Origin of the sequence: Streptomyces sp. NBC_00440, from assembly GCF_036014215.1 — a bacterium.
Lineage (GTDB): Bacteria > Actinomycetota > Actinomycetes > Streptomycetales > Streptomycetaceae > Streptomyces.
This window is the reverse complement of the sequence record NZ_CP107921.1, coordinates 3,945,108-3,962,615: the sequence shown is the minus strand read 5'-3', so window position 1 is coordinate 3,962,615 and position 17,508 is coordinate 3,945,108. Positions and strand designations below refer to the sequence as shown.

14 protein-coding genes are annotated in these 17,508 nt (G+C 70.7%); 1 reads left to right on the top strand and 13 read right to left on the bottom strand.

From position 1 onward, the window contains the following. Window positions 1-65: 65 nt before the first annotated feature. The 3 genes from OHB13_RS17870 to OHB13_RS17860 form a co-directional block, all read right to left on the bottom strand. A complete protein-coding gene (locus tag OHB13_RS17870) occupies window positions 66-884 on the bottom strand; it encodes a YceI family protein (protein WP_266855330.1) in 819 nt (272 codons plus the stop codon). Between the two features lie 145 nt (window positions 885-1,029). After that, entirely contained in the window at window positions 1,030-3,564 is a 2,535-nt protein-coding gene (locus OHB13_RS17865; RefSeq protein WP_328377773.1) for an MFS transporter, read from the bottom strand. Between the two features lie 60 nt (window positions 3,565-3,624). Further along, window positions 3,625-4,077 (bottom strand): MarR family winged helix-turn-helix transcriptional regulator, encoded by a 453-nt coding sequence (locus OHB13_RS17860; protein WP_266855332.1) that lies wholly within the window; start codon window positions 4,075-4,077, stop codon window positions 3,625-3,627. 223 nt (window positions 4,078-4,300) lie between these two features. Between OHB13_RS17860 and OHB13_RS17855 the strand changes: the two genes are divergently transcribed. Beyond that, window positions 4,301-4,522 carry a hypothetical protein gene (locus tag OHB13_RS17855; RefSeq protein ID WP_328377772.1) on the top strand — a complete coding sequence of 74 codons (222 nt, stop codon included), beginning with the start codon at window positions 4,301-4,303 and terminating at the stop codon, window positions 4,520-4,522. A 123-nt stretch (window positions 4,523-4,645) separates the two neighbouring features. Here the strand turns inward: OHB13_RS17855 and OHB13_RS17850 are convergent, their stop codons facing one another. The 10 genes from OHB13_RS17850 to OHB13_RS17805 form a co-directional block, all read right to left on the bottom strand. Next, window positions 4,646-5,479, bottom strand: a complete 834-nt coding sequence (locus OHB13_RS17850; protein ID WP_328377771.1) for a hypothetical protein — start codon at window positions 5,477-5,479, stop codon at window positions 4,646-4,648. Between the two features lie 113 nt (window positions 5,480-5,592). Then, window positions 5,593-6,444: an RNA polymerase sigma factor SigF gene (locus OHB13_RS17845; protein ID WP_266855335.1), complete on the bottom strand. Its 852-nt coding sequence runs from the start codon at window positions 6,442-6,444 to the stop codon at window positions 5,593-5,595. A 211-nt stretch (window positions 6,445-6,655) separates the two neighbouring features. Beyond that, on the bottom strand, window positions 6,656-7,633 hold the full coding sequence (locus OHB13_RS17840) for an RNA polymerase sigma factor SigF (protein ID WP_328377770.1): 978 nt from the start codon (window positions 7,631-7,633) through the stop codon (window positions 6,656-6,658). 226 nt (window positions 7,634-7,859) lie between these two features. Beyond that, complete coding sequence (locus OHB13_RS17835) at window positions 7,860-8,153, bottom strand: Dabb family protein (RefSeq protein ID WP_266855337.1); 294 nt, start codon at window positions 8,151-8,153, stop codon at window positions 7,860-7,862. 512 nt (window positions 8,154-8,665) lie between these two features. Next, entirely contained in the window at window positions 8,666-9,283 is a 618-nt protein-coding gene (locus tag OHB13_RS17830; RefSeq protein WP_266855338.1) for a DUF4232 domain-containing protein, read from the bottom strand. Window positions 9,284-9,522: 239 nt separating this feature from the next. After that, window positions 9,523-10,359: a class I SAM-dependent methyltransferase gene (locus tag OHB13_RS17825; RefSeq protein ID WP_266855339.1), complete on the bottom strand. Its 837-nt coding sequence runs from the start codon at window positions 10,357-10,359 to the stop codon at window positions 9,523-9,525. 4 nt (window positions 10,360-10,363) lie between these two features. Further along, the gene (locus OHB13_RS17820; protein WP_328377769.1) at window positions 10,364-11,119 is read right to left on the bottom strand and encodes an SDR family oxidoreductase; all 756 of its coding nucleotides are present in this window, start codon (window positions 11,117-11,119) and stop codon (window positions 10,364-10,366) included. Then, on the bottom strand, window positions 11,116-11,955 hold the full coding sequence (locus OHB13_RS17815; protein ID WP_328377768.1) for a TauD/TfdA family dioxygenase: 840 nt from the start codon (window positions 11,953-11,955) through the stop codon (window positions 11,116-11,118). The genes OHB13_RS17820 and OHB13_RS17815 overlap by 4 nt, the downstream gene beginning before the upstream one ends. A gap of 35 nt (window positions 11,956-11,990) precedes the next feature. Continuing rightward, window positions 11,991-13,247 carry an aspartate aminotransferase family protein gene (locus OHB13_RS17810; protein ID WP_328377767.1) on the bottom strand — a complete coding sequence of 419 codons (1,257 nt, stop codon included), beginning with the start codon at window positions 13,245-13,247 and terminating at the stop codon, window positions 11,991-11,993. A 53-nt stretch (window positions 13,248-13,300) separates the two neighbouring features. Next, complete coding sequence (locus OHB13_RS17805) at window positions 13,301-17,467, bottom strand: AMP-binding protein (protein ID WP_328377766.1); 4,167 nt, start codon at window positions 17,465-17,467, stop codon at window positions 13,301-13,303. Between the last annotated feature and the right edge of the window lie 41 nt (window positions 17,468-17,508).

The window sequence follows — 17,508 nt, the reverse complement described above, 5'->3', positions numbered from 1 at the left end:
TGAGGAGTGCGGCGCCGAGGGGGCCGGGCGGGGTCCGCGAAGACCGGTGCGGGCCGGTGCGGCCGTTACGCGGTGGGCAGCGAGTCGCCCTGCACGGCCTGGATGTCCAGCTCGACCTTGAGCGTGGTGCCGATGGCCGAGATACCCGCCTGGACGACCTGGTTGTAGTTCATCTTGAAGTCCTCGCGGCGCAGTTCGGCCGTCGCGTGGAAGGCCGCGCGCACGCCGCCCCACGGGTCGGGACCCGTACCCAGGTAGCTGAGGTTCAGGTCGACCTCGCGGGCGACGCCGTGCAGCTGGAGTTCGCCGTGGACCGTCCAGCGGTCCGGGCCCGCGGGGGTGATCCCGGTGCTGCTGTAGGTGATCTGCGGGTAGCTCTCGACGTCCAGGAAGTCCGCGGACTTCAGATGGCCGTCGCGCATGCCGTTGCCCGTGTCGATCGAGGCCGTGGCGATGACCGCCTCGACCCGCGACTTCTCGACGTCCTCGGCGATCTCGATGCGGCCCACGAACTCCGTGAACCGGCCGTGCACGCTGGAGATGCCCAGGTGCTGGGCGACCGCGCCCACCGACGAGTGCGCCGGGTCCAGCGTCCAGGTGCCGGGCGGCGGGAGTTCCACGCCGCCCTGCCTGGCCAGTACCACCGTGCCGACATCGGCACGGCCGCTCGCCGTGACGAAGGCCGTGGACGCGGCGGGCGCGTAGCCGACGGCCGTCACGATCACGGTGTGCGGGCCGGGGGCCAGAGCCGCGTCGGCGCTCACCGTGCCGTCCTCGCCCACCTGCGCCCGCAGTACCTGGGCACCGGTCATGTCGGTCACGGTCACCACGGCGTGCTGGACCGCCCAGCCGTCGCGCGTCCGTACCTGTGCGCGAAGTCCCATTCCCGTTCTCTCTCCTTCAAAAAAGTGGGCCCCGGGCGGTGGTGGCGGGCCGTCCCCTGCCCGCCACCACCACGTCCGGGGCTTGGAGGGGGGCCGGTCCTGCCGGGCCCCTCCGCGCCCCGCATCCGCTGGGGCAGCCTGGTGACTACTCGCCCGGGTGGGCCAGTTGGATGTCGTGTCCGTCGATGCCGCTTCCCGCGACGATCAACGAGCCCGCCACCGGCGGGTAACCCGTCGCGATGACCGTGTACTCGCCGGAGTTGAGGTCGGCGAAACCGTAGGCTCCGTCGGTCCCGGTGGTCGCCGTGGCGACAACGTTGCCCGCGGCGTCCACGAGCGTCACCCGGGCGTCGGGCAGCGGGCGCCGGTCGGCTCCACCGCGTACGACACCCTGGACCAGCGAACCGGACTCCAGCGTGACCTCGACACGGGTCACACCCTGGCCGCCGACGTCGACCGGCAGGGCCATCGGCCGGAAGCCGGTCGCGTTCACCGCGACGGTCACCGAACCGGGGATCATCTCGCTGAAGGTGAACTCGCCCTGCGCACCGGACGTGCCGGTGGCCAGCACGTCGCCGCGCACATCGGTGACGACGACCATCGCGCCCTCGACGGCCTTGCCGCCGTCGGCGGACCGCACGGATCCGGCGAGACCGCTCGTACCGGAGAGGAGGATGTCGTACGACAGCGCCTCGTCCCCGACGGACACGGTGGAGGCCTGCGGCTGGAAGCCGTCGGCGGACGCGATCAGGACGTACGAGCCGGAGTTCGGCGCGTCCACCGCGTAAGCCCCGTCGCCCTGCGCCATCGCGCGGCCCAGCTGGCGCCCGGCCAGCGAGATCAGCGTGACGGCCGCCTGGCCGACCGGTGCGCCCTCGGCGCCCCTGACGACACCGTGGATCGTGATACCTGGGGTGGGGGCGGGCTGCATCGGCATCGTCTCCTCAGTGGTCGGGCCACTTCCGTACGGAGTGGCGGGGGCCGGCAGAGTGCCGGCCGGAACGGCGTTGACAGGGACAGTCTCCGCCACCGCTGCCGGGACGGCTGCGGCGGGTGCCTCCTGGTCGGGTGCGCCCACGGCGCGGGTACGCAGAGGTACCTCCTTGATGAAGAGCGTCACCAGGAACGCGAGCAGTGCGCAGGCGGCGGCGTACAGGAAGACGTTGGCGACGCCGTGGCCGTACGCGCTCTCCATGATGGTGCGCAGCGGCTGCGGCAGGGCACCGATGTCGGGAACCGATCCGTCGGACATGCCCTTTCCGGCCAGCGCCGCGCCCTTCGGACCGAGGTCGTGGAGCCCGTCGGTGACGAAGTGGGTGACCCGGTTGGCGAGCACCGCGCCCAGCGCCGAGACGCCGACCGCACCGCCGAGGGAGCGGAAGAACGAGACGGTGGAGGACGCCGAGCCGAGGTCCTTCTGGGAGACCTGGTTCTGCGTGCAGAGCACCAGGTTCTGCATCATCATGCCGATGCCGAGACCCATCAGGGCCATGAAGACCGCCATGTGCCAGTACGTGGTGTCGTACCGGATGGTGGAGAGCAGGCCGAGCCCGGCGGTCACCAGCACACCACCGCTGACCAGCCAGATCTTCCACTTGCCCGTCCGGGTGATGAACTGCCCCGAGACGGTCGACGAGATGAACAGACCACCGATCATCGGGATCGTCATCACACCCGACATCGTCGGCGACTGGCCGCGCGCCAGCTGGAAGTACTGGCTGAAGAAGACAGTGCCGGAGAACATCGCGACACCGACGAACAGCGAGCCGATGGAGGCGAGGGTGATCGTGGGGTTGCGGAAGAGCCGCAGCGGGATGATCGGCTCGCTCGCCTTGGACTCGACGAGCATGAAGAGCAGTCCCAGGACGACCGAGCCGCCGACCATGGCGGCCGTCTGCCAGGACATCCAGTCGTACTTGTCACCGGCGAAGGTGATCCAGACCATCAGCAGCGACACGGCGGCGGCGATGAAGAACGCGCCGCCCCAGTCGACCTTGACCTCGCGCTTGATGACGGGAAGCTTCAGGGTCTTCTGCAGAACGATCAGCGCGATGATCGCGAAGGGCACACCGACGTAGAAGCACCAGCGCCAGCCGAGCCAGCTGGTGTCCGTGATGACACCGCCGAGGAGCGGCCCCGCGACGGTCGCGACCGCGAAGGTGGCGCCGAGGTATCCGCTGTACCGGCCCCGCTCACGGGGGGAGATCATCGCGGCCATGACGATCTGCGCGAGTGCGGAGAGACCGCCGACGCCGATGCCCTGGACGACGCGGAAGATGATCAGCGTCGACGAGTTCTGCGAGAGCCCGGCGGCGGCCGAGCCCAGGACGTAGATGATCAGAGCTATCTGGACGAGCAGCTTCTTGCTGAACAGGTCGGAGAGCTTGCCCCAGAGCGGGGTGGTCGCCGTCATCGCCAGCAGGGACGCGGTCACGACCCAGGTGTACGAGGACTGGCTGCCGTGCAGATCGGAGACGATCTTCGGCAGCGCGTTGGTGACGATCGTCGACGACAGGATCGCGACGAACATACCGAGCAGCAGGCCCGACAGGGCCTCCATGATCTGCCGGTGTGTCATCGGCGCACTGCCGTCGGGGGCGGGATTCCCCCCGTGGGAGGCGGGACCGCCCCCGTGCTTGGCGTGGCCGCCCCGCACACCGGCTGGTGTGGTCGTAGCCATGGCATTCCTCTGTCTCTACTTACGCGGTGATACGCGAGTGATACGCAGGTCTGTGGTGATTTATTCGTGGTGTCCGGCCCAGGCCCGGCAGTCGCCGAAGCTGGCGCGCAGGCGTTCCAGGAGCACGTTGAGATGTCCGACCTCGTCGTCGGACCAGTCGCTGAGAGTGCGAGCGAGAGAGTCGATGTACCGCTCGGCGAGGACGCCGAGCATGTCGTTGCCCGCGGGGGTGAGCCGCAGGATGCGGGAGCGCTTGTCGGCGGGGTCCGGAGACCGCTCGATCCAGCCGCGCTCCGCGACGTGGGCCACATGCCGGCTGGTCACCGACATGTCTACGGCGAGCAGTTCGGCGAGTCTGCTCATCCGCATCTCGCCGTGCCGGCCCAGCAGGGACAGCGCGGCGGCCGATCCGGTCGGGCATTCCGGCGGAAGGATGCGGGAGAGGCCGCGCTGGACGGCGCCGATGGCACTCAGCTGCCTGGCCAGTTCTTCGTACTGACTCTGCGCTGCCACGGACACCTCCCTGTGGGCTTCCTGTGAGCACTCTATGTTGTTGCTCCAGGCAACATTAAAGCCGTTGGTTGCTGCAGGCAAGTTAAATGGAACCAGGAAAGGCAAAGGAAAGGCAAAGTGTTTGCAAGTGTGAGGTCAATGAGGTGACGGAAGGGTGTTCGAAAGGTGTCGCCCTTCGCCCGGGGGTTGGGCGGAACCGCAGGGTTCGCTAGGGTCCTGCCTCATGGCACACAACCCCCAAGCGCCCCAAGGCCCCGAGGGCAACCACGACCCCGCGGGCAGCACTCAGATGTTCCGCGCCTTTGTCGACGAGGGCGTACCGCAGGGCGCCGCCCGGCCCGCGGCCGCTCCGCAGCAGCAGTCGGGCCCGAGGATCGGCGTGATCGCCGGGGTCATCGCCGTGATCGTGGTGCTGGCCGCTGTCGCGTTCCTCGCGCTGGGCTGACCTCGGTCCCGTTTCCTGCTGCGCAGCGGGCCCCGGCGCGTCCGGACTCCGGTCCGTACGGGGCTACTTGCCCGGCGGCGGTCCCGTACGGGGCCACGTGCGCCGCAGTCGGTTCCACCGGGATCACTTCCAGCTGACGGAGACCTTCCGGGTCTCTATGTGCATCCCCAGCGGCACCCGCCAGTCGTCCACGCACACGGTGTACGTCTTCGACCTGTCCGCACCGGCGGCGATCGGCCCCGGCAGCGGCTGGGTCGACGTCCGGGTCGCCCAGTCCACTCCGAGCCCGCCGATGATGTGCGTCGAGAAAGTGACCGTGCCCGAAGCGACCGGTGAACCACCGGTGTTGCTGAAGCGCACGGTCACTTTCTCGCACCAGCGCTTGTCCGTCGCCGCGCGGTCGGGGGCGCCGACCTTGAGTACGGCGGGGCCGTCCGTCGGGGCGGGCGAGGTGCTGCCGGAACCGCCGTCGGATCCCCCCGAAGTGCCGCTTCCGGAGCCGGACCCGGGCGGGGAGGACGTGCTGCCGCCGCCGGTGCGGCCGGGTGCGCCAGGGGTGGCTGATCCGCCCGGTCCGCCAGGTGTTGGCGAGGTGCCTGAAGCTCCCGTGCCGCCTGTGCCGCCTGGGGCCCCTGTGCCGCCTGCCGTATTCGGCGACTGGTGCCCGGAGTTGGCTCCGCCGGCCGCGGAGGAGCCCTGTGCGCCCTCTGAGGCCCCGGAGCCGCCGGGTCCGGGTGTCTTCCCCGTGTCGTGCCCCGCGGCTGCTCCCGGCCCGTCCAGAGGCGTCAGGGTGACTTTCCCGGAGGGCGGTACGGGTGTGGTGAGCGTCTGCCCGGCGCCCGCGGCGCCGACGGCGGCGTAGCCGTGGTGTGCGGTGCCGCCCGCGCAGGCGGCCACCAGGCCGCCCAGGCAGAGGGCCGTTGCGGTGGCGGCGATGGCCGCGTGCTGGCGTCGCATCGCGCCAGTGTGTCTGACGGACCGTCAATTAGGAACCCGGCGAGCGGGGAAGAACCGGAGGAGCCCGTGGACGCCGGGCCCCGCCCGTCCTGCCCGTTTTCGCCGGCTTCCGCCTACTCCCCGATCAAGCCCTCGCGCAGCTGCGCCAGCGTCCGCGTGAGCAGCCGGGAGACATGCATCTGAGAGATGCCGACCTCCTCGCCGATCTGTGACTGGGTCATGTTGGCGAAGAACCGCAGCATGATGATCTGCCGTTCCCGCGGGGGCAGTTTGGCCAGCAGAGGCTTCAGGGACTCCCGGTACTCGACTCCCTCAAGTGCCGTGTCGTCGTAGCCGAGACGGTCCGCGAGCGACCCCTCGCCGCCGTCGTCCTCGGGCGAGGGCGAGTCGAGCGAGGACGCGGTGTACGCGTTGCCCACCGCGAGCCCGTCGACCACGTCCTCCTCCGATACGCCCAGCGCCAGGGCGAGTTCGGGGACGGTCGGTGAGCGGTCGAGCTTCTGGGCCAGCTCGTCACTGGCCTTGGTCAGCGCGAGCCGCAGCTCCTGGAGGCGGCGCGGTACCCGTACCGACCAGGAGGTGTCACGGAAGAAGCGCTTGATCTCACCGACGATGGTCGGCATCGCGAACGTCGGGAATTCGACGCCGCGTTCGCAGTCGAACCGGTCGATCGCCTTGATCAGGCCGATCGTACCGACCTGGACGATGTCCTCCATCGGCTCGTTGCGGCTGCGGAACCTGGCCGCCGCGTAACGCACCAGCGGCAGGTTGAGCTCGATCAGTGTGTCGCGTACGTACGTGCGCTCCGGGCTGTCCGGTTCCTGGGAGGCCAGCACGGCGAGCCGCAGGAAGAGGGAGCGGGACAGAGTGCGGGTGTCGATGGCGCCTGAGCTCGGCAATTCGGAGCTGAGTGTCTCCGGTGCGTCTTTCGTGAGCACCTTCGAGCTGCCCTGTTCTGCGGACATGCCACCCCCTTGAGGTCGCGGACGGTCACGGCGGACGCTCCCGTCGGAGGAACGCAGCCTCCACCTGAATACCGGAGGGCGGACTGCGGCAAACGCGGTTCCAGCAGAATGTCACATGTCGGCAACGCGCTGTAGCGCCAAGTCGACAAATGTGCGCCGGAAAGAGGGGGTGTGGGGCATTTCTTCTTCGGGCGAGGGTCACCCGTACCGGTTACGCCTCGATCCGGTTTGCGGATCGGAGCCGGGCGAAGCTTCTGGCCAGCAGTCTTGATACGTGCATCTGGGAGACGCCCAGCTCCTGGCTGATCTGTGACTGCGTCAGATTGCTGTAGTAGCGCAGCATCAGGATCCGCTGCTCCCGCTCGGGCAGCTGGACGAGCAGATGCCGGACCAGGTCGCGGTGTTCGACTCCGGCCAGTGCCGGGTCCTCGTAACCGAGCCGGTCGAGCAGTCCCGGTAGCCCGTCGCCCTCCTGGGCGGCCTCCAGCGACTGTGCGTGGTACGAGCGGCCCGCCTCGATGCAGGACAGGACGTCCTCCTCGCTGATGCGCAGCCGCTCGGCGATCTCCGCCGTCGTGGGGGACCGGCCGTGCATCGTCGTGAGGTCCTCGGTGGCCCCGGTGACCTGCACCCAGAGCTCGTGCAGCCGCCGGGGGACGTGGACGGTCCGTACGTTGTCGCGGAAGTAGCGCTTGATCTCGCCGACGACGGTCGGCATCGCGAAGGTCGGGAACTGTACCCCGCGCTCCGGATCGAACCGGTCGATGGCGTTGATGAGCCCGATCGTGCCGACCTGGACGACGTCCTCCATCGGCTCGTTGCGGCTGCGGAACCGGGCGGCGGCGTACCGGACCAGCGGCAGATTCGCCTCGATCAGTGCCGCGCGCACCCTGGTGTGCTCGGCACTGCCCGGCTCGACCCCCTTGAGCTGGGCGAACAGTACCTGGGTCAGCGCCCGGGTGTCCGCACCGCGGGTCTTGGCGGGCGGCGGACTCTCCTCGACCGGCGCCTGGCCGGCCGGGGGCTGACTGGTCTGGGCTTGACTGGTCTGGGCTTGACTGGTCCGGGCTTGGCCGTTCTGGGCTTGATCGCTCTGGGCTTGACCGTTCTGGGGCTGGCTGGTCTGCGTCTGGCTGGTCTGGGACAGGGCGGTCTGGGGCGGTACTTCAGGCGCAGTACTGGCCGGCACGGTCACGCCACCCCTTTGTCGTCGACTTTTTGGTCAACTCATCCGTCAAAAGCGGTCATAGCATCACAAGACATGTGCACTGTGTGCAAGCACCTCATAACGTCGTGTTGACGTTAAAAAGGGCTCTAAACCGGTCTAAACGGCAGAAAGCCCCCCATCGGAAACGATGGAGGGCCGTACGCCCGAACGGCTCGGGCGGGGGCTCAGGGGTGGTGCGGGGATTGGTTCAGAAGGGGTAGTCGGCGATCACCCAGGTGGCGAACTCGCTCCACTGCCCGACGGCCGCCTGGTGGGCGGGGTGCTCAAGGTAGCGCTTCAGTGCGTCGGCGTCCTGGACGGCCGAGTTGATCGCGAAGTCGTAGGCGATGGGCCGGTCGCTGATGTTCCAGGCGCACTCCCAGAACTCCGTCTCCGGGATCAGCCCGCCGAGCTCCGCGAACGCTTCGGCGCCGGCGACGACCCGGGGCTCGTCACGTGAGACGCCCTCGTTGAGCTTGAAGAGGACCAGGTGGCGGATCAAGGGACACTCCTTATGGAACGAATGTACGGGCTCAGCTCACCAGTTCGGTCATGAACTTACCGACACTTTTCGCGGCGTTGGAGACCCCTTCGAACCCTACCTGTACGAGGTCGGCGGACCTGGCCGGCGAAGTAATGATCGTGTACAGCACAAAAACGACTGCTATATAGAGAATGATCTTCTTCACTGGCACCGTTCGGCCCTGCTTCCCCTGAGGTCCCTGAGCAGTCGCGAGAGTCTAACCGGACGGGGCGCCCAGGGATCAAGGGCCGATGGGCGGAGCGCTGTTGGCCGGAGCGTCTGTCATGGCAGCATCCACTCGCGGCATACCGGCCGCACCCGCCCGTGACATACGAGCCGCACCCACTCACGGCATGCGGGAGGGACCCGCCCGCGGCATACGGCTCCCCACCAGGTGTGTGCGGTTCCGTCCGCCCGGGGATGTGCGCGGTGGGGCCGTACGCGATGGGGCCGCGCCGCGCCGCGGGGGAGCCGAGTCCGGGCGGCGGCGGTTATTTTCCCGAACCGACCGGGTTGACGGTGATGGCGGGGGCGGACTGGCTGGCGGGGATGTTGATGTTCTGGGCGATGGTGTGCGAGTGGGTCTCGTTGGGCGGCGTGACCACCAGGCGGGTGAACGTGACGCCGGAGCCGCCGGAGTTGTTCGGCGGGTAGTTCAGGGTGAAGCGGGTCTCCTGGCCGGGCGCCACACTGACCGTGTGCGCGGTGAGATCGGTGCGGGTGGCGCTGATGGTGCCGTCGCGGCCCTTGAGGTCCACACCCGGGAAGCCGTGCATCGTGCAGACGGCGGCGCCGGTGTTCTTGAGGTTGACGATCAGCTGGCCCTCCGCCATGCCACCCGAGACGGTGAACCCCAGGTTCGCGGTCCGGCAGGCGCTCGGGATGTGCGCGGTTCCCGGCTGCGCGCCGGAGCCGGCCTTGCTGGAGACGTTGGTCCCCGTCCCGCTGGCGGCGGAGTCGGTCTTGGTCGAGCCGGCCTGGCTGCCGGAGCTGGTGGAACTCGAACCGGCGGGAGCGCCGGCGCTGTCGCTGCCCTTGTCGCAGGCCGTGAGCGAGAGCCCGGCGGCCACGGCGACGAGGGTGAGGACCGAGATCTTCTGAATGCGCATCTGCTTCTCCGTAGGTTGGAAGGCTCGAAGTTCCCTGCCAGGCAGGCCGTTCTTCCTACTCCGATACGGATGGCACCGACCAGGTTCAGGGGATGGGCCGACCAAGACACTCCTGTGACACGGGAGTGCGCGGCCCGTGACACACGACGGAGATATGACGGGACATTTCCTGCTGTGCGGTCACCGGGCGAGCGGGGCGCCGATCCCGGAAGGCGCCGCCGGCCGCCGGTATCCGTGGTTCAGGGTGAGGCCTCCCCCCGGTGTCCACCGGGCGCCGGGGACGAGGGCGGCTCGTGGCCCGGGGGTGTGGCGCGGGGTGCGGACAGGTGGGGTTCGCCCGCCGCATCGAGGTGTCGCCAGCGCACCGGGTCATGGGCATCGGCGCCGGGCCTGGCCGTGGGCAACGGGCAGTGATCGGCGCAGTCGAGGACGAGGCTCTCGTTGCCGCCCGGCTGGAACTCGTAATCGACCCGGCTGAGCCGCGACGGCACCCCCCGGTCGTCGAGCGCGCCGCGCAGCCGGTCCAACGCCGCATAGCGGCGGTCGCTGGTGTGCAGCACCACGGGGAAGAGCCGCACCTCCCGGCGGGCCACCCGGACCAGTTCGAGCAGTGCGCTCAGGTGGAATTCCTCGCTCAGCTGCGCCCCGTAGGAGAACAGCAGGTGCGAGCTGAGTACGAGGTCGAAGGAGCGGTCGGGGAAGGGAAGCCGGGGCAGTGCGCCTTCGACGTAGCGGTCCGGACGGGCCGCGATATCGGTGGCGAAGGCGCGTGCTGACCGGGTCCGCAGCTGTGTGTACCGCTCGGCGTCGCCGAACCAGTCCCACACGAAACCCGACGCGTGGTCCGTCACGTACTGATGCTTGTGCTCGATCTCCCGCTGGGCCAGTTTCCCCAGCTGGTGACGGAGCGGACCGTACTGCGGGTCGACCGCGACGACGTCGGCGCCCCGCTCCCCCGCCTCGGCCGTGAAGCTCGCCGCCCCGCCCGGGCAGTCCAGGATGCGCAGGGCGAGGTCGTCGTCCGAGAGCGCGAACATCGCCCGGTACTCGTCGAAGGAACGTGCGCTGATCAGCATCGCGTCACCCCCGGCCGATGTAGGGCATCGTCGTGGGCAGGACCGTGAGGAACTGCACATTGGTGTCCAGGGGCATCGATGCCATCAGCAGCAGCGCCTCGGTGAAGCGCGCCACGGGGACGGTGGCCTCCACCGCCATCGTTCCGTCGGCCTGCATCGCGGGCGGCTGTGGACTGCCGTCCACCGGGGCCACGTTGCCCACGTCGATCTGCCCGCAGGAGATGGTGTAGGGGCGGCCGTCCAGCGACAGGGCTCTGGTCAGACCGAGCACCGCGTGCTTGGCCGTGGTGTAGGCGATGGCGTTGGGGCGGGGTGAATGCGCGGACGGCGCACCGTTGTTGATGATGCGACCGCCTCGTGGGGTCTGGTCGCGCATGACGCGGAACGCCTCCTGCGCGCACAGGAATGTTCCGGTGACGGTGGTGTCCATCACCCGGCTCCAGTCCTCGAACGGCACCTCCGTGACCGGCCTGCGCGGTACGGCCGCGCCCGCGTTGTTGAACAGCAGGTCCAGTCGGCCGAAGTGGCTGCGTACCGTCCCGAAGAGCGCCGCGACAGCGGTCGGGCTGCTGATGTCGGTGGGCACGGAGATCACCCGGTCCGGGCCGGCGCCCGACAGTTCGACGGTCTCTTCGAGCGCTTCCTCGCGCCGGCCGGCCAGCGCGAGCGACCACCCCTGGTCCAGCAGAGCCAGCGCGGCTGCCCGTCCGAGGCCGCTGCCGCCACCGGTGACGACACCGATCTTGCCGTGGCCGGTCACCGCTCGTTCATCCAGGCGCGCAGGATCCGGCGGGCCGGCGGACCCGGTACGTCGATGTAGGGCGAACGGCCGTGCAGCACCCGGCTGTTGCGGATCATCAGCAGATCGCCCGCGGCCAGCCGCAGCCCGAAGGCGATCTCCGGGCGGTAGAGCACCTCGTCCAGGTAGTCGAGGGCTTCGAGCCGGCGGGCGTCGAGGTTCGCGGACGCCCGTACCGTCCGGGTCTGGTAGTAGCAGCCGACGGTCCCGTCGTCCTGCGTGAACAGGATGGGGGTGACGAGGATCTGCCGGCCCGCGCGCCCGGTCCGGTCGAACGTCCACTCCTCCTTGAGCAGGGCCAGTACGTCCGGCCTTTCCCGCTGGATGATGTCGTGGACGAGCCGCGCACTGGCCAGCTTGGTGTTGCCGCCGCCGTCAGCGGCCGGCTGGAGGCACAGCAGGACGAGCACGTCGCAGGTGTCGCAGTGGAAGCCGAGCTCAGTGGCGCCGTCGCCGTCGCGGTCACGCAGAACCGTCCACAGGTCGCCATCGGCGTTCTGCGGTACGGCCCCGCCCACCTCGTCCAGGACGAACGACAGGCCGGTGATGAGGTCGGCGTCGGACGCGTCCGGGGACATGAGGTTCTGGATCCGTGCGAAGCCCACGGCGTCCAGGCTCTCCCGGATGAACGAGCGCGTCGTCGCGCAGGCCGCCTCGCCCTCGCCCCAGCGCCGGGCCAGCGAGTCGGTCCACAGCAGCCGGCGGTCCTCGTCGCTGATCGACAAGGACCACACGTCGCGTGCGGACTCCAGGTACTCGCTGGTCCAGCCGGTGCTGCCGGTCGCGGTGTTGGTCATGACGTGATCAGTCCTTCCGGGAGTCGTGGGGGCGTTCACCGGGTGGCCGTGGCGACGGCCTTGTCCCACAGCCCGAGCGCCTCGCCGACCTGCGCGCCCGTGACGACCAGCGCCGGGAGCATCCGTACGACATTGCTGTGGACCCCGCAGGTGAGCAGCAGCAGTCCGAGATCGGCGGCGGCGCGCTGGACGCGCTGGGCCGTCGCGGCGTCGGGGGAGCCGTCGGGCCGGCAGAACTCGTTGCCCAGCATCAGGCCCGCGCCCCGGACATCGGCGATGGCGGGGACATCGGCGGCGGTCCTGCGCAGGCCGTCCGCCAGCAGGCGTCCCTGTTCGGCGGCGTTCGCCACCAGGCCCTCGTCGCGGATGACATCGAGAGTGGCGAGCGCGGCGGCACAGGCCACGGCGTTTCCGCCGTAGGTACCGCCCTGCGATCCCGGCCAGGCCCGGCTCATCAGTTCGGTGGACGCGGCGATCGCGGACAACGGGAAGCCGCTGGCCAGGCCCTTGGCGGTGATCACCACATCCGGTACGAGACCGGGGGAGTGCTGGTGGGCCCAGAACGCTCCGGTCCGCCCGAAGCCGGACTGGATCTCGTCGGCCACCAGCAGGATCCCGTGCCGGTCCGCACGCTCCCGGAGCCCGGCCAGGAAGCTCGGTGGGGCAGGCACGAAACCGCCCTCGCCCAGGACCGGTTCGATGAACATCGCGGCGGTTTCGGCGGGTGCGCTGACCGTGGCCAGCACATGGTCGAGACCGCGCAGCGCGTGCTCGACGGCCTCCTCATCACTCATCGAGAGCCGGAAGGCGTACGGGAAGGGCGCCACCGCGACCCCCGGCATCAGCGGTCCGATTCCGGCGCGGAAGCGGGTGCCCGCGGTACTCATCGCCGCCGCGCCCATGGTGCGCCCGTGGAAGGACCCGTCGAACACGATCACGTTCTGCCTGCCGGTGGCCTGCCGGGCGAGCCGCAGTGCCGCCTCCACCGCCTCGCTGCCCGAGTTCAGATAGAACAGCGAGTCCAGACCGGCGGGCAGCACCTCGCCCAGCCGCTCCGTCAGCGTGAGCAACTGGTCGTGCAGCACGGTCGTGTACTGCCCGTGGATCAGTTGGCCCGCCTGTCGTCGCACGGCTTCGACGACCCGGGGGTGGCAGTGCCCGGTGCTGGTCACGCCGACCCCGGCCGTGAAGTCGAGGTAGCGCCGGTCGTCGGCGTCATAGAGGTACATCCCCTCCCCACGGGTGGCGATCACGGGGGTGGCCTGCTTCAGGACCGGGGAGAGCTGGGTCATGGCTTCACTTCCTGGGGTGGGTCGGTGGGCAGGGTGGTGGTGCGGGCCGGCGGTCAGGGCCGGCCGGGGGAGGAACAGGGTGCTCCGGCGAGCGGCCCGGTTCCGTCGGGGGAGGCGACGGCCGCCGGGAGGAAGCCGACGCCGGCCGCCCAGGACAGTGCGGCCGACCACCAGCGGGCGGTCGGCTCGGCGAAGCGCACCCCGAGCCGGTCGAGCACCGCGTTGGTCCACGCGCTGTCGACGACGACGTTCCGGTCGGCGAGCTGTGACCAGGCCGAGGCGATACCGGCCATGTCCGCATGGTGCCGCTCGGCGCGGGCCAGCGCCGTGGCGAACGTGGCGTCGTCCGTCAGCCGGACGGGATAGCCGTGGTGGGTCATCCACGTCACCAGGTCGTCGTGCGTGACGATGTGCGGCGACTCGACGTGGTAGACGCCCGGTGCCGCGTACGGGTAGGTCGCGATCGCCGCGATCCCCTCCGCCACGGTGTCCACGTGGGAGAACTCGAACGTCGTCGACGGCCGGCTCGGCGCCGCACCGGCCAGTACGTAGCCGCGGACGGTCTGATAGATCCGGTTGGCGGCGATGTTGTCCTGGAAGGCCCCGGTCCCGCTGTGCGCCGCGATGTGGCCGCTGCGGTGGATGTAGGCCTGGCGGCCGGACGCGGCCCAGGCACGCACGGTCTCCTCCGCCCCGAACTTCACCTTCTCGTACGGGGTCCGGAAGCTCTGGCCGATGTGGAGATCCGCCTCGCTGAACCGGCGTACGGGACCCTCCACGCTGCCCGCGACGGCCAGCGTGGAGATGTGGTGCAGCCGGGCCCCGGGAGCGTGGGCGTCGACCCAGTCGAGCAGCCGCCGCACCGCGCCGTTGTTGGTCCGCTCCAGTTCGGCGGGTGCCGCGACCAGCCGGACGTCCGCGGCGGCGTGCACGACGACACGGGCCGTACGGGCCTGTGCGAGACCGGCGGGAGAGAGGCCGAGGCCCTCCTGGGTGATGTCGCCGGCGACCACGTCGGCGCCGCCGAGCCGCCGGGCCGCATCGGCGTCGCTGCTCCCGCGCACCAGACAGGTCACCCGGGCGCCGCGCCCTGCCAGTTCGGTGAGCAGGTGCCGGCCCAGATAGCCGGTCGCCCCGGTCAGCAGCACGGGCGCCGGCTCGCGCACCACTCGCCAGCCGCCCCGGGACGGTTCGGCGCCCCGGTGCAGCAGTTGGCCGGAGGGGGACACCGTCGCTCTGACGTGAGGGGGAGCACCGGTGCCCGCCGCACCGGCCACCGCGTGGGAGAAGGCGGTGAAGATCCGCTCCGCGCTGTCGTGGGCCAACTGCGGCCAGGCGTACACCAGATCGGTCACCAGCCTGCCGTCGGTGATCCGGGCGGTGAGGCGGAGCCGGTAGAGCGAGTCGCCGCTGGGACAGCGGGCCGCGCCGGCCTGCTCGTCCGCCACCGACCAGCCCAGGGACGGGTCTTCGGGCAGCCGGAACGTGCCCAGGAAGTTGAACCCGGCCTCGGGGCGTACCCCTTCGACGTCCATCGGTAGCTGGGGTGCCCGCCGGACGAGGTCCTCGACATCGGGCACCCGCCGTGCGCCGTGCGCCGCGTCGATGGCCAGCCACTTGACGGCCGTGAACCAGCCCACCGTCTCCAGGTACTGCCCGTCGTCACTGCCGGTCTCCCGGCCGTGGGTCTCCACCTCCACCCCGAGCCTCCGCTGACCGCTCCAGGCCAGCGTGGCGTCGGCGAACGCCGAGAGCAGCACCGCTTCGAGATGCTGGGCCCGCCCGTGGCGCTCGACGAGGCGTCCGGTCGCCCGCTCGTCGAGACACCAGGTGAGGGCTGCCGGTTCGGTACCACCGGTGGCCTCGTCCACGGGAAGCCGGGGCGCGACGGGCGGGTGCACGGCGGTGGTCGGGGGCGTGGCGGCGGCCCACGCGTAGAAGTCGGCGGCCGGCGGGAGGGCGGCCGGCCGGCCGGACAGCGCGGCCCGGTAGGCGGTGGCGAGGTCGTCGAGCAGGATGCGCCACGACAGCCCGTCGACGACGAGGTGGTGGGCGAGCAGCGCGAGCCGGTCGTCCATGCCGGGCCCGCCGGAGAACAGATGCACCCTCAGCAGCCGTCCGGCCTCGGGGTCGAGGCTGCGGTGCAGCTCGGTGCAGACCGCACCGACCGTCTCGGGCACGGAGTCGGCGGCCCGCAGCCGGGAGTGGCTCACCGCGTCCACGTCGTCCCCGGGCCTGGTGCGCCCGGGACCGCCGGGGCCGAGCGTCCGGCGCAGCGCCGCATGGCGGTGCAGTACGGCCCGGACCGCCGCCGACAGGGCCCCGGCGTCCACACGTACCCGGCACCGCAGCAGCACGGACTGGTTCCAGTGCCGTGGTGCGTCGATGGGCTGTCGGAAGAACCAGTTCTGCGCGGGAGCGAGCCGGCCCCGCTCGGCGGTCGCGTCGGAACGCGGCCGCGGAAGACACCGTGCGGACCCGGCCGCCGCCGCTGCCAGCCGGGCGGGGGTCGGGTTCTCGTAGAAATCCTCGAAAGCGACGCGGTGGCCGCGGCGGCGCAGAGCCGCGATGGTGCGCATCGCGAGGATCGAGTCGCCGCCCAGGTCCAGTACGTCGGCGTGCTGGTCGACCAGGGGCAGGCCCAGCGCGTCCGCCCACAGCTTCGCGATGGTGTGCGCCAGCGACGCCGTGGCCCGGTCGGTGTCTCCTGCCGGGGTGGCCGGTCCGGGGTGTGCCGTGCGCGCCCGGGACTGGATGAGGCCGGACACGAGACTGCTCAGGCGGTCCCGGTCGAGCTTTCCGTTCGCCCCGAACGGAAGGTCAGGGACGGCGAGGATCGGCTGCGGGACGGAGTGGTCGGGCAACCGGTCGCACAGGTGCGAGCGGAGCGCGGCGAGCGCCTCGTCCTCGTCGCGATGGCCGGTCAGCCGTACGGCGGCCACCAGCTGGCTGCCCGCGGGGTTGGCGCGCACGATCACCGCGCACTGGCGGACACCGGGGAACTCCTCGATGGCGTGCTCGATCTCGGCGGGGTCGACACGGAAGCCCCGGACCTTGGTCTGACGGTCGGACCGGCCGACGAAGACGAGGTTCCCGTCCGGCCGGCGGCGGCACACATCGCCCGTCCGGTACTCCCGCAGCCCCCGGTACGTGACGAAACTCTGCGCGGTCTCCGCCGGCCGCCCGAAGTACCCGGCACTCACACCCTTTCCGCCGATGTGGAGTTCGCCCTCCGCCGGGTCGGGCGCCAGCCGCAGTCCGACCTCGCCGATGGCGGTGCCGATGGGCACGGTGGCTTCGTCCGCGGGCAGTTCGGCCACGCTGGACGCGAGGAAGCAGGTGGCGCCGACGGTCGTCTCGGTCGGCCCGTAGTGGTTGGCGACCCGCGCGGTGACGCCGTCCTGGAGGAGGCTCGCGGCGAGGGACCGGGGCAGTGCCTCGCCGCCGAGGACGAGGGTGTCCAGGGCGGGGCCGTGCGACGGCCGGCCGGCCAGCAGCGCTGTCAGGTGCGAGGGGGTGGTCTTGAGCACCGACACCCCGGCGTCCCGCAGCGAGCGCCAGAACGCCTCCGGGTCGCGTGTCCGGTCGTCGGGGACGACATGCACCGATCCGGCGGTCGCCAGCGCGAGCAGCCAGGAGGTGTGACCGAGGTCGGCGGCGAGAGTGGTGACGTGGGCGAAGCAGGGCGCGTCGGCAGCGGTGAGCCCCAGCCGGTCGCGCAGGGACCGCGCGTAGTGCACGGCGTTGGCGTGGGTGACCGCGACGGCCTTCGGCTCCCCGCTCGACCCCGAGGTGAAGGACAGGTAGGCGAGGTCGTCGGGTGCCAGGGGGAGGACGACGGGCGGGTCGGCGGGATCGGTCTTGGCGAGCGTGTCGACGTCGACGAACTCGGTGCGGTACGGCTCGGGGGCACGCAGCCGTGGGGTCGACGTGAGGACCTGGCGCACCTCGACGGCGTCCAGCCTCCGGCGTACATCGTCCGGGCTCCACCCCGGATCGACCAGTACGGCGGCGGCTCCCGAGCGCAGGATGCCGTGCAACAGCGCACACACCCGGGTGTCCCGGGCACCCAGCAGCGCCACCCGGTCGCCGCGGCCGGTCCCCAGATCGGTGAGGCGGGCCGCGACATGTCCGGCCACGGTGTCGAGGCGGCGGTGGTCGAAGGTGCGCGTGCCGTCGCTGAGGGCGGGCCGGTCCGGATAGGTCAGGGCGTTGTGCATGAGCAGTTCGGGCAGGGAGCTCGAAGAACTCAGAGGATTCA

Bases quoted from the DNA above. Each gene is read 5' to 3' on its own strand.
- OHB13_RS17850 (WP_328377771.1), bottom strand. From the start codon at position 5,479: ATGCGACGCCAGCACGCGGCCATCGCCGCCACCGCAACGGCCCTCTGC.
- OHB13_RS17830 (WP_266855338.1), bottom strand. From the start codon at position 9,283: ATGCGCATTCAGAAGATCTCGGTCCTCACCCTCGTCGCCGTGGCCGCC.
- OHB13_RS17810 (WP_328377767.1), bottom strand. From the start codon at position 13,247: ATGACCCAGCTCTCCCCGGTCCTGAAGCAGGCCACCCCCGTGATCGCC.
- OHB13_RS17845 (WP_266855335.1), bottom strand. From the start codon at position 6,444: ATGTCCGCAGAACAGGGCAGCTCGAAGGTGCTCACGAAAGACGCACCG.
- OHB13_RS17855 (WP_328377772.1), top strand. From the start codon at position 4,301: ATGGCACACAACCCCCAAGCGCCCCAAGGCCCCGAGGGCAACCACGAC.
- OHB13_RS17805 (WP_328377766.1), bottom strand. From the start codon at position 17,467: ATGCACAACGCCCTGACCTATCCGGACCGGCCCGCCCTCAGCGACGGC.
- OHB13_RS17825 (WP_266855339.1), bottom strand. From the start codon at position 10,359: ATGCTGATCAGCGCACGTTCCTTCGACGAGTACCGGGCGATGTTCGCG.
- OHB13_RS17870 (WP_266855330.1), bottom strand. From the start codon at position 884: ATGGGACTTCGCGCACAGGTACGGACGCGCGACGGCTGGGCGGTCCAG.
- OHB13_RS17865 (WP_328377773.1), bottom strand. From the start codon at position 3,564: ATGGCTACGACCACACCAGCCGGTGTGCGGGGCGGCCACGCCAAGCAC.
- OHB13_RS17815 (WP_328377768.1), bottom strand. From the start codon at position 11,955: ATGACCAACACCGCGACCGGCAGCACCGGCTGGACCAGCGAGTACCTG.